This is a genomic window from Chryseobacterium sp. PCH239, from assembly GCF_018924625.1.
GTDB classification, from domain to species: Bacteria; Bacteroidota; Bacteroidia; order Flavobacteriales; family Weeksellaceae; genus Chryseobacterium; species Chryseobacterium cucumeris.
Genome location: NZ_CP073027.1, coordinates 2,761,591 through 2,774,124, shown reverse-complemented (window position 1 = coordinate 2,774,124; position 12,534 = coordinate 2,761,591). Strand labels below are relative to the sequence as shown.

Genomic DNA, 12,534 nt, shown 5'->3' with positions numbered 1-12,534 from the left:
TCCATTACTGAAGTAATGTGTTAGCTTTTGTTTTTATAAGTATCAACTCTTATTGTAGCCCGTAGGGGAATCGAACCCCTCTTACCAGAATGAAAATCTGAGGTCCTAACCGATAGACGAACGGGCCGGTTAGATTTATTTAAATATAGCTTTTTCTAAGTCGATCTTTATAAAACCACCGTTATTACAGTGGTCTTATAAGATGTAAGTAGCCCGTAGGGGAATCGAACCCCTCTTACCAGAATGAAAATCTGAGGTCCTAACCGATAGACGAACGGGCCAGCTATATTGTTACGCTAATTTATTAACGTGCTTTGTTAATTTGCTTTTCAAGTTAGCTGCTTTGTTTTTGTGGATAATGTTTTTCTTAGCTAATTTATCCAATAAAGCGATAACTTTTGGCAATTGTTCTGTAGCAGCAGCTTTGTTCTCTTCATTTCTTAAAGCTTTTAAAGCTGTTCTAGCAGTCTTGTGGTAATATCTGTTACGAAGTCTTCTAGTTTCGTTTTGTCTGATTCTCTTTAGTGCTGATTTATGATTTGCCATATCGTTTAAATGTGAGTGCAAAACTATAAACTTTTTTTTAAACTACCAAATTTATTTTTAAAAATTTTAATTTTCTTCTGATAGGTACTTTCTCAGTTTATTTATTGCTTGTTCTATTTTTAAATTTTCTTGTTCTTTCTCTATTTTTTTGATCGTATTTCCCAGCATGATCAGTGCATTATTCCATTCTCCAGTGGTATTGGTGAAAGTAAGTTCGTCAATTGTTACTTCAAAAGCAACCCTTTCTCCAGTCCTGTAAAGTCTGAAACTGATTTTATCATCTCTGCCTGTAATCCCGCCTTCATTGATTTGTAAATCATAACTTTTTGGGTTAGAGTGGATTTTCTTAAAAAGCAATTTCGCTTCTTGTATTTTTAAATCCGGCATGATATAAAATTTGATAGTCTGTAGAAAACTACAAACAATGATTTATCAATAATATTTTTCATCAGTGTTACCATATTGGTAGAACCAACTATGGATAAATTTTTTGCAAATATAATGCTTTTGTGACATATAACATAAATGGAATGCTTTTTTCAAATAAAAGTCCCGGTCTTTTCAGGATAATGACAGTAATTATCAGACTTTCAGTGTTCTGAAATTTTGGTGTTCCTTCATGAATATAAGTATCAAAATTTGAAAAGTTTTTCATCGCTATTAATGATTATAAATATTTCTGAACGATGGCTTGGTGTTGAAAATCAATACCCTGAAATTTATTTTAAATAATAAAGAAGGGCTATTAATTGTCCTTCTTTATTGTTCTCCAAAAAAGTTTGATGTTCAAAATTTTCACATTAAAAGTAGCATTTTTAAGCCATTAAAGGGAATTTATAATTTTATATCATCTTTCCCTGTAATTTCAATAATTTGTAGAGTCTCGCGCAGATCAACTCTGTTTAAAGGATCAAATTCATTGTAATCATTAAAAGCAATACCCGTAAGATCTGCAATTTTTTGTAATGGAACCTGATAAGTCTTAAATTGCCCAAAACCATCTTCTCTGATTCCTTCTTTATTCCTAAAATCTTCAATGTTATCTGGCTGTTTTAACATATAACCACTTACGGAAGGTGTTCCATCTGCTTTTATCATCACGGCCACTTTCCAAAATTGTAATGGCAGCAAAACACCTCTGTATGGAATGTCATCTTCACTAAATACAGGACCTGTAAAAACAGAAACTTTAATATCTTCCCGTCCTGCACTATCCAATATATAGTTTTCAAGACTTAACCAGGTCTTTTGGTTCAGGTCTTTATGTTGCGGAGTAGAATTTGAAAAATGAAAAGTATCATCATTTGCAGCAGCTGCATTTGGCCCCCAAACAGGATCCAATCTCCTAACCATATGTCCGCGATCCAGATCATTATCTGCATACACGGCTGGACCTGTTTGATATTTCTCGTCCATTCTTGGATCAATTATCCATTTTGTATTTTCTCTTTTTATAGGATCAAGTCTATTCCCATCGATATTGACTGCTGTCATCATACATAGCTTTCGGCTCTTATGGATGGCTATCGAAAAATTAAAATAATGCAGAAGACTTTTATTGGTCTCTGTAGGGTTTAATAATGGTGCTAAATTTTTACCTTGAGATTTTAGTAAGTCCTCGATGTCAATTTTGAAATTATCTGAGCTTACAAAGTTTGCGTCATATCCGTTTCGACCCTTGTAATTTGGATTTTTTGCTTTTTCTATGAAGAAAGATTGCTCCTTAGTATCCTGGTTAGTGGGAATACTGTCTGTTGTATTTTGTAAAGCCAAGTTGTCTGTAAGGCCTATACCTATAGTAATTTCAACTGGTACGTTAAATGTAATTTTGTTGTTCATTTCATTTAATTTTTTATTGTCAGATAGAGGTTGATGGAGATTTTGTTCTGTTGAGATCTGTACATCAGAATTTGAATTTGAATTATTGAATATTTCTTCAACCAGATTATTGGGGAATTTTGCCCGTATACTGTTTATGTTGCTTTTAATATTTTGCAGAATAGAACTAATTCTGACGCCTTCATTGGCAATCCAGTCTATAAGATTCTCATCCATGTTTTCTTGAAATACGGTTCCGTCCTTACATAAATAATTACCTTGCTCGTCCTTTCGGGGGACTCCGCTATGATGCAGTGCAACAACCTGCCACTGATCATTATAAACAGGTGCGCCGGAAGAGCCCGGTGCCGTGTCTGTAAAATAGGTTATAAAGTCTTCTGTTTTAGCAATTAACTGGTTTTCCCTAATAGCAATCTGTTTATATTGTCCTGAAGGATGTTGTATAATTGACACGTATTCTGAAACGAGTGCTTTATTCGGGTCTTCACTAAGCTTTAAAAATCCAAAATGATAGAGCGGTTTAATCTTGCTTTTAGAATCGGGATTTACATAGACAATTGTAAAGTCTAATCTTTCATTTGTATAAAAGAATTTACTCACATTAAAAGTGAATATCTGGCTTACTGTAGGCTCGCCAAACTGGTCGTATTGAAAATTGAATTCAGCCAGACTATTTTGAGCATCGTGCTCGTTGGCAAATACATGATTGTTTGTGAGCAAGAGATTGGGAGATATTAAAAAACCAGTTCCAAAACCTATGTTATCACCACTTATATTCTTTATGTGAATTCTGCATACAGGATTTGATGCTAAAAAACCCAATTGTAAATAATTTATACTCATTAAATCATTTTTCTTCAAGATTCTTTCCCTTGCAAGATTGAAAGGTTCAAAGCGATTTGAAACAAGATGATCTAATCTTTCGTTAATAATAACTTTCTCACTTAACCATGTTGGTGATTCAATTGCTGCTTTAGCATGAGGAAGACTCAATTTTGAAAATCTTTTTTCAGTCTCTGCTATGAATTTTAGATTGGATAGTTTCATATGTTTTAATTAGTTTTTACGACTGTATATATGAATGTCAATTCTCTACTCCTATACTTTAATTTGATGCTCAATTTTTTACAACGGTGTTCAGTTTGTACAATACTTAGATTATGCATGAGTACAAATTTCAGTTATAATCAGAATCATTTCAATTACCCTTTTTCGTGATTTTGAGATTGAGTTTTATTTGCTCAAAATGGTTTTTGAAATGAGAAATGTAATATGGGGCCATCAAAGTTTGCTTTTGTGGATATTGAAAAAAAATGAAACTATTACCCTAAAGAATCTTTGAAAGAGATGAAGAAAGATTATGGAATTCGCCCTGTACAAAGTGGGTACAAGAGTCCTTTTAAAATTGGTGGAGATTCCGTTGAATTTTGGAATAAAAAATCCCTGAACCTATGATATTTTTTTAACTGATATTGTTAAGGTTTAGGAGTTTGCGTGTATTATTAATACTAAAGAAATTGATGCTGATGAATTTCAGGACAGAATGTAAAGGAAATGTTTTTAGAGCCGCAAAGAGGTATAAATGATCTTAATGTGAAATTTTCCGACAAATAATGTTGTTTTAGTTTTTTTAATTTAGTAGACTGATTTTCTTCAAAAGATATAGGGAGTTTTTCCATATATTTAAATGTAGCTGTTATTTAATGTTTCTTTTATTAAAATACTTTTTAAGTCTCCATGTCTGTAAGATGTTTTATAAAATATAGAAAATAATAATCGCAAACAATGTGGTTGAATACCTTTCTCGTATAGTACTACAGGATAAATTCATAAAAAAGCCGTTTTCACGAATTGTGAGACGGCTTCTTTAATTGTGCGGATTTTTGATTTGTTGATTTATGATGCTATTCCATTTTTTTATACATAATGTAATATTCAAATTCCGTTCGATCTGTTGGACTATTGATACCATAATAATAGTACAGTCCTGTCTTTTTCGATTTTTTGAATCCTAATAAATAGATAGTAGCATTATTAACATCCAAATTAGGAGAAAGAGCAATTTGATCTTTATTAATGGTTAATTTTCCATTCAGATTATCAGTATGCTCTCCCTGATTGAAATAAAACTTATTAAATAAGTAAGTTGAATCTTTCTTGATTTCTAAAAATAATGTGTCTCCTTTATTCAGATTAAAATATTTATAATCATCTCTAAAATCGTCTTTAATTGGGATAAAATAATATTTCCCAATTGCTTCATTTAGCGTTGGATTGTAATCTGGTAAATCTAAAGGGTTTTCTTCCTCTTCTTTTTCTTTATTACCAAAACAATTCATTAGTGTACAAATAGCTACACCTATGAATAGGAATTTTAAAAATTTATAGTCTCTGTCCATGTAAAAACATTTGTTATTGTACCACCAAAGTGAAGGCCACTCCCCACTGGTTTATTAGGAATAACTCCTTCATTACCTTTTCCTGGTTGTCCTTTAATAAATCTTGTTCCAGATTCCCAACCTAAATCATTATTAATTGTAAATTTTACCACAGCACCTTTAGTTGTTTTGGATAAAATATATGCAGTAATCGGAAAAGAACCCAACATTTCAATTCCTAGATTTGCATTAGAGAGAGTAGAGTAAAAAGCATTTACATCGTATGTGAAATAACCTGATTTGATTCCTCCTTGTGGTAAACCATTTGCTAGATAGGAAGAAATGTTAAGTACTTTATTCCCATTCCCTCTAGGGAAGTTCTTAACAGCATTTGTTATTGGATTATAAATATTATTTCCATTTACAATATTAGACACTCCTGTAAAATTTATAGTGTTGTTTGTATAATGATTTGGAGTAAGTTCAAAAAGCCAGATGTTAAACAGGTCACCCCATCCCATAGTATCTTCATTAAAGTTCACTAATGGAGCAACCGCTTCTATTCTAATCTTATCAATTGCTTTGTTAGACTAATATACAGATGAAGGGTAGTATAAATGATCGATTATTCAATAATGTATATAATGAAAAACCAATCAAAGACAATAAAAAAACAGGCTTGTTTGAGCTTGTTTCTAATTTTTAGATGTAATAGCTACAATTAAAGCATTCTTTAATATTCTAATTCCTTTCTTCTTTTAACTTTATTTTATAATATTTTTGAGTTATTTTATTGAGTTCTTTACTCTCATAAAAACTTAAACAAGTAGAAATAATGAAATTTTTACCCTTTATTTCATTCTCATTTTCATTAAGTATATATACAGGAGGAAGATTAGATATTATTTTCTTTGCTAGGCTATCTTGTATTCTATCTTCAATAATAAATGGCTCATCAGAAGGAGTAAATAAATCTTTATCTGCCATTAATTTTCCTATTTTAAAATTAGTATCCTCCCCATATCCATGTTGTAAACATTTATAAAAGACAGCATCTCTAAATCTTTTGGTATAAAATTCCTTTTCATTGTTTTTTGTTTTCTATCACTTCGATATCTGAATTGTGGTCTTTCATTTATTGAACATGAATAAATTAATAAAAAGGAAATGATAGGTATGATAAATTTTATTTTAGGCATAAATTTATATTTCGTCATTAATTTATAAATATTTATTGTAATATCCAAACATCTATGTAATCTATTGGGGCATCAAAAAAATGACATCCATTAATACAGGTACCATTAGGTTGTAATATATCACCATGTCCCGAGGCCCATGCAGAATTACTAGAAACTAAAGAATAAATTCCTTTTTTATCCTTTAATATAGCTGGCAGATTAACACCATTTACTCCCGCTTGGTTTCCTGTTATATGAATGTGATTTGAATTATATGGAGTAGTAGAAGTTGCTGGATTGGTTCCAAAAGTTTTTCTCATCCATGCATTCAATTTCTTTGCACTTAAAAAATAATATTTTCCATCTCCTCCTTTAAATGTATGGTTGGGTATATTAGGAATTTTAACCCCTGAATAATTTAATGCTATTGAAACTCTTAAAACACATGCATTATCGTAATCATGGTCATTATTGGGGTTTGAATCATTTAAAACGTCATCTCTCAATGCTTTTGGAGTGCCCTTGACAATTTCATATATAGCAGGTCCTGAAAGTCCTTTTCCATTCACATCTTTAGGAAATGCATTATAATAGTTTTGCCAACTAAGTAATGACTGAGGGGGAAAGGTGAGGGTGGGATTGTCCCAATATGCTGTATCGTAATATTCATCAGCTTTTCCTTCAGAAGTCCCTAAAAACCAATTTTCAAACTGTTCCCAAGAAGTGTTGGGATTATTTGCAAAAAATTACTGAGCAAAATTTAGCTTTGATTCAAATTCTTTCCATATAGTATTTGTGTTTGTTCCTAAATTTCCCAAACTATTAAAATAGCTAATACCCCAATGTAACAATTGTGTATTATTCTGATTTAAATTATTATAGAAATAAGAAAGTAACTGCCCACCAATATACTGATTGTTTTGGATATAAGTATATTCTTCCGCAGATAGTTCTGGAAATCCAGCTTCGTTCAACATATAATTAAAGCTGTCCTGGATAGACATTTCATTAGATGTACTGCTACCACCACTGTCACCACCACCATCATAAAATCCCATATTTGGAAATCCCTTAGGTGGCTGCCCTCCACTTGGACAAACCTCTGTAATTTCTACAACATAATAAGGTTTTTGATTTGCTGTACATTGGGCTATTTGGCTCGGATTGTGATGTTCACCATTGCATTCTACCTCAATAAGTCTGATGCTAAAGGAGCAATCACCTGCTTTATTCATGGAATTCTTTGATGCGGTTACCTTATCAGGAAGTGGTGTTCCGTTAGAGAGTTCTTTCATCCCCATTGGTTCACCATCCATTGCTGTAAATTCTACAGTTCCCGTAAAGTTATCAATCTGATAGTTCTTAGTTCTGTCTTCAGGAGTGTATTTTGCAGTAAATCCAATGCTTTTATTTTCATTATCAATACTATACACTAAAATATCTGAAGATTTGTCTAAATGTCTGATTACGGTACTGTAAGAGGTGATATTATTCTGTACAATAACAGTTACTGTACTTTCATCAGATAAGGCAGAAAAGAAATCTACATTTTTACTGTAAGCTTGTGAAGACTTGCTTTTAGTTTCAGTAAGATAGTTTTTGAAAGCTAAAGCTTCTTTAAGTTTAACTGTTTTTCTGTAATCAGATTGGGAAATATTGGAGTCAAGATTATCAGAAAGTTCTGTTCTACATCCAAACAGAAAGAATGTTAATGCCAGTAGCATTAAGAATTTAAATTTTCTCATCATAATATGTTTTTTAGTTTGTGAATTTATATTTTTTGTTTCTTTTGGAAAATAGGAAAATCCCTATTTTATATCCCTGTTTTTACGGAGAGGGGTAATTATAGTATAGATGGGGGGCACGTATTTTCATAGCTTGTCATTATTAAATCTTATGTTTTATAAAGCAAAGCTATTATGACCCAGCGACAAAGCCTGTCGCATTATTTAGAAAATACCTGTTAAGGATTATATAAATGCAAAAGGCACGAAACAGAAGTCAATCCTTATTAGAGGTACCGCGAAGAACCCAATAAACCAGAAAGATCCCGTCCATGACAATTATAGGTACATAGGCGTAAGCCCGTCATTTTAAGGTTTGTTTGGAAAATTCCCGGTTTTCTAATACCTAAATAACAGCTTACGCTTTAAATCATTAAAATTGTGAATGCTAATACATAAATATTTTTAAAATCTCATCCAAAAGATTAATAATTACGAATCGAAAAAATTATTCAGGTAATTTGCAGGGAAGCTTTAAAAGACAAATAATGAATATGAAATGATAATGAATACAGATCTTTTTTAATAAAACCATACAATCTGAAATTTATGCGAAGATTTTAATTGCAAATGAGAAAATAAAACTGCCTATAAAAAAACCTTTAACTGAGTAGTTAAAGGTTTATATTTTTTGGTAGCCTATAGGGGAATCGAACCCCTGTTGCAAGAATGAAAATCTTGAGTCCTGACCACTAGACGAATAGGCCAAATTTTGAGGTTGCAAAAGTAGGAATTAACTTTTAAACTTCAAAATTATTTTTTTTGATTTATTTGTAGACCTTTTGTATCACAGTATTTTTGATACCTTTAGCTTCAAGTTCCTTTTGAAGTTTTACAGCATCTTCCAATGTGTATACTTTTCCGTAGGTGTAGTAAAATACACCATTGTCCTTATTTCGTTCCACATCTTTTAAATTCTGAAGAATATAAGAATTACCATTCAGTTTATCACCTGCATATACTTCAATCGTATAATATCCCATGCTGATTCTCTGATTCGGCATAAATCCTACAGCAAATGCATTTCTGAAACCTGCATCTTTCGCTGTTTTAAGATTAATATCTTTTACCGAAGCCATATTGGTTACAGCATAGTAATATTTGTACTGCCCGTTTTCTTTAAGCGTAAGAATATAGTTCAGGCCTTTCAGGGCAGGATCATTTTCATTGTATTTCGTAGGAGAACTCATTAATAGAATTCTGAAATCATTTTTCAAAGGAACCTCTGCAGGTTTTTCTGGCTCTGGCTTTCTTGTTGCAATAGAACCGCCGGATTTTCTGTCAATCGCCTTTTTATAATCAATAATAGCATTGTAGATACTTTCTGCAATTTCAGTCTGTCCTTTGTCTGAGGCGATGTAGTGGCTTTCCTCAGGGTGATTGATGAACCCTGTTTCTATCAGTACGGATGGCATGGCATTCATACGGAGAACGTGAAGGTTTTTCTGAAATACACCTCTTGATGATCTTTTATCTTTATTCACAAAATTATCTTCTACCAATCCTCCCAAAAGAAGACTTGATTCAAGATATTTACTTTGCTGAAGTTTCAGAGCAATTAATGACTCCGGTGAGTCCGGATTATAAGAACCAAAGATCTGCTTATCTTTTTCATCCAGGAAGATCACATCATTTTCCCTTTTGGCTACTTCAAGATTTTCGTTATTCTGGTTAGGTCCCTGTACATAAGTTTCTGTTCCATAGGCGGTAGGTCTCTGGGAAGAATTACAGTGAATGGATACAAAAAGATCTGCTTTGCTCCTGTTAGCCAGATTGGTTCTGTCAGACAGAGAAGGGTATTCGTCAATTTTACGGGTATATATTACTTTGAAATCTCTGTTTTTCTCTAACATGGCACCTACTTTTAAGGTAATGGCAAGTGTAATGTCTTTTTCTGCGACTCTTCCAATGTCGGAATAGGTCCTGTTGGCTCCATGATCACTTCCTCCGTGTCCCGCATCCAGAACGATAGTAAACTTCTTTTGAGAGAAAATAAAGTTGCTGGTTAGGATAAGGAGAAATGATAAAATTATTTTAAAATTTTGTTTGTGCATCTTACAGTTATAAAAATTATATTAATTTTGGGCCTTAATTATATAGTATAAAATTGGCCAAAACCGTCTTCAAAAATATATTACAAATTTTAATTATCCTAATTTTTAACAATTTTTTAGCACAGAAAACTCCTGAAAAATTGCCTAAAAATGCGGTTAATGATACTATTTCCAAAAAGGATACCATAGTTGTAAAAAAAGAACCTTTAAATGATGTTCTTCGTACAAAAGCAGATGATCAGAGAAGAGATGTCCCTAAAAAGATGACATTCCTGAACAAAAATGCTCAGGTAAAATATCAGGATATGCAGATTGATGCAGATTATATCTCTATTGATGATAACAAAAATCTGATCTATGCGCGAGGAAAACAGGATTCTTTAGGGAAAATTGTAGAACCTGTAATTACGACGCAGGCCGGGAAAAAATACGAAACCAATGAGTTCAGCTATAATACAAAAACAAAACAGGCCATTGCCTTCAATGCAAGAACAGAAGAAAGTGAAGGCGTAATTATAGCTCAGAAGACTAAAAAATATAATGATTCCGTATTTGCAATGAGAAAAGCAGATTATACAACGGATGATTATTTTATCAAGAAAAAAGATACGGCAGCAGATTATTTTATGAGAGCTTATAATATTAAGCTGATTAAAACCAAAACAAAATCCCAGATCGTTACAGGTCCTATTCAGATGTTTATCGAACAGGTTCCTACACCTCTTTATCTTCCATTCGCTATTTTACCATTCTCAGATAAAAGAGCTGCAGGTATTCTGATTCCAAGTTTCGGGGAAAGGGAAGATGTAGGTTTCTTCCTGAACGGGATAGGATATTACCAACCGATCGGAGAGCACTTCGACCTTAAAGTTTTAGCAGATATTTATACAAAAGGAAGCTGGAACTTACGCCCTCAGGTGAATTACCAGAAAAAATACCGTTACTCAGGAAACTTTACTGCAGATATTGGTACCATGGTAAGAGGAATTAAAGGTTTGGATGATTATACTAAAAACAGTACCTACAGAATCAACTGGACACACTCGCAGGATTCTAAAGCCAATCCTTTCCTTACATTCAGTGCTTCTGTAGATATTGTAAGTACCAAGTTCTATAATAACCCGTTGAATAACAATTACATTTTCAACCAGAATGTATTGAATACCCAGCAGAACTCTACGGTAACCCTTACCAAAAGATTCCTGAAACTTCCGATGACTATTACAGGAACGGCTTCCTATTCCCAGAACTTTGCCACAGGATTGGCAGATCTTCGTCTTCCACAGATGAACGTAGCCATCAATCAGTTCTATTTATTTAAATCAAAAACAGGAATCAGACAAGGGCTTCTTGAAAATATTACGGTAAATACCGGCTTCAACCTTACCAATTTCGTAAACACTCAGGAGAATGAGTTGTTTAAAAAAGAAATGTGGGATAAAATGCAGACAGGACTTAAAAACAATATCGCATTAGCAACCAATACAACATTGGCAAAATATTTCACTTTCAGTTTAAGTGCCAATATCGACAATGCTTTGACAACAAAAACGTTGAACAGATATTATGATCCGGTAAAAAATGTAACGGTTGATGAAATCAATAAAAACTTTACAGGATACTCTACTTTCTCTACTTCTGCCAGTCTTCAGACCACACTTTTCGGAATGATGAAATTCAAAAAAGGATCTACGGTAGAAGCGGTGAGACATATGATGACTCCAAGTTTGAGTTTTACTTATTCACCAGACTTTTCAAGTCCTAACTTCGGATATTACAGAAACTATTATAATGCAAACGGAGCGTTGACACCATATTCTATTTTTGAAAAAGGAATTATCGGAAGTCCGTCAAGTGGAATGCAGGGAGCCTTAGGTTTCAATATCGGTAACAATATTGAGATGAAAGTAAAGTCTAAGAGTGATTCTACAGGGGTAAAGAAAATCAAAATTTTTGAATCTTTAAACCTTGCAGGAAGCTACAACTTTGCCGCTAAAGATCATCCCTGGTCTGTATTTTCAATCAACGGACAATCTTCATTTTTCAATAATAAACTGACAGTAAATACCAGCCTTGCACTGGAACCTTATAAAATTGAGTTCTTACCAGGACAGGATACAGGAATCAGAACAGAGCAGTTCGGACACTTCAGTGTACAGGGGTTCAACGTTCAGTTATCTTATCCTTTAAGCAGCGAGATCTTTGGAGAAAAAACAGATTATGCTAAAAAGTATTCCTCGAAGGGAGAAGTCCGAAATGAAAATTACTATTTTGATGATGATCATTATGCTCATTTTGATCAGGCATGGACTTTAAATATCAGTGCCAATTATGCGTACTCTAAAGGCTTGAGCAGGTTTGGTAATAAAATTGCATCACTAGGTTTGGATGGAAGTATCAAACTAACTCCTTACTGGAATATCAACGGAAGTACGCATTATGACATGGTGACTAAAGAATTGGCATATACAAGAATTGGTTTTTCAAGAGATCAGCGAAGTTTTACCATCAATTTCAACTGGGTTCCGTTTGGTCAGTATAAAGTGTATGACTTCTTTATCGGTATCAAAGCCAATATTTTAAGTGATGCATTGAAGTACAAAGACAGAAGCTTTACCCAGCCTAATGCACCTTTCTAATATCAGATTGGCATTTGTGAATATAAATTTTATATTTGCAAGCAAAATAAATTCTAATGAAAATCACTGTTGGCAGAATTCAAATACCAACAAATATTGCAGATAGTGATTGC

The 12,534-nt window shown here is 32.9% G+C and carries 10 protein-coding genes and 3 tRNA genes; 1 reads left to right on the top strand and 12 read right to left on the bottom strand.

The window, feature by feature from the left end; all coding sequences use genetic code 11:
- Positions 1-55: 55 nt before the first annotated feature.
- The 12 genes from KBP46_RS12935 to KBP46_RS12880 all read right to left on the bottom strand — a co-directional run bounded on the left by KBP46_RS12935 (position 56) and on the right by KBP46_RS12880 (position 9,782).
- Positions 56-127, bottom strand: a tRNA-Glu gene (locus KBP46_RS12935).
- An 82-nt stretch (positions 128-209) separates the two neighbouring features.
- A tRNA-Glu gene (locus KBP46_RS12930) sits at positions 210-281 on the bottom strand.
- Between the two features lie 10 nt (positions 282-291).
- On the bottom strand, positions 292-546 hold the full coding sequence (rpsT, locus tag KBP46_RS12925) for a 30S ribosomal protein S20 (protein ID WP_002983073.1): 255 nt from the start codon (positions 544-546) through the stop codon (positions 292-294).
- A gap of 66 nt (positions 547-612) precedes the next feature.
- Complete coding sequence (locus KBP46_RS12920) at positions 613-933, bottom strand: hypothetical protein (RefSeq protein WP_034694584.1); 321 nt, start codon at positions 931-933, stop codon at positions 613-615.
- Positions 934-1,380: 447 nt separating this feature from the next.
- Positions 1,381-3,432, bottom strand: coding sequence for a DNA/RNA non-specific endonuclease (locus KBP46_RS12915; RefSeq protein ID WP_216443426.1), 2,052 nt, complete (start codon positions 3,430-3,432; stop codon positions 1,381-1,383).
- 857 nt (positions 3,433-4,289) lie between these two features.
- A complete protein-coding gene (locus tag KBP46_RS12910; protein ID WP_216443425.1) occupies positions 4,290-4,784 on the bottom strand; it encodes a hypothetical protein in 495 nt (164 codons plus the stop codon).
- Positions 4,760-5,305, bottom strand: a complete 546-nt coding sequence (locus KBP46_RS12905) for a hypothetical protein (RefSeq protein ID WP_216443424.1) — start codon at positions 5,303-5,305, stop codon at positions 4,760-4,762. Before KBP46_RS12905 ends, KBP46_RS12910 begins: the two co-directional genes overlap by 25 nt.
- Positions 5,306-5,504: 199 nt before the next feature.
- Positions 5,505-5,750 (bottom strand): hypothetical protein, encoded by a 246-nt coding sequence (locus tag KBP46_RS12900; RefSeq protein WP_216443423.1) that lies wholly within the window; start codon positions 5,748-5,750, stop codon positions 5,505-5,507.
- A 244-nt stretch (positions 5,751-5,994) separates the two neighbouring features.
- Positions 5,995-6,513 carry a T6SS effector amidase Tae4 family protein gene (locus KBP46_RS12895; RefSeq protein WP_216443422.1) on the bottom strand — a complete coding sequence of 173 codons (519 nt, stop codon included), beginning with the start codon at positions 6,511-6,513 and terminating at the stop codon, positions 5,995-5,997.
- Between the two features lie 177 nt (positions 6,514-6,690).
- Entirely contained in the window at positions 6,691-7,692 is a 1,002-nt protein-coding gene (locus KBP46_RS12890) for a hypothetical protein (protein WP_216443421.1), read from the bottom strand.
- A 668-nt stretch (positions 7,693-8,360) separates the two neighbouring features.
- Positions 8,361-8,435, bottom strand: a tRNA-Glu gene (locus KBP46_RS12885).
- Positions 8,436-8,495: 60 nt separating this feature from the next.
- Positions 8,496-9,782: an N-acetylmuramoyl-L-alanine amidase gene (locus KBP46_RS12880; protein ID WP_174525196.1), complete on the bottom strand. Its 1,287-nt coding sequence runs from the start codon at positions 9,780-9,782 to the stop codon at positions 8,496-8,498.
- A gap of 53 nt (positions 9,783-9,835) precedes the next feature.
- Between KBP46_RS12880 and KBP46_RS12875 the strand changes: the two genes are divergently transcribed.
- Positions 9,836-12,421 (top strand): putative LPS assembly protein LptD, encoded by a 2,586-nt coding sequence (locus tag KBP46_RS12875; RefSeq protein WP_062673519.1) that lies wholly within the window; start codon positions 9,836-9,838, stop codon positions 12,419-12,421.
- Positions 12,422-12,534: the final 113 nt, after the last annotated feature.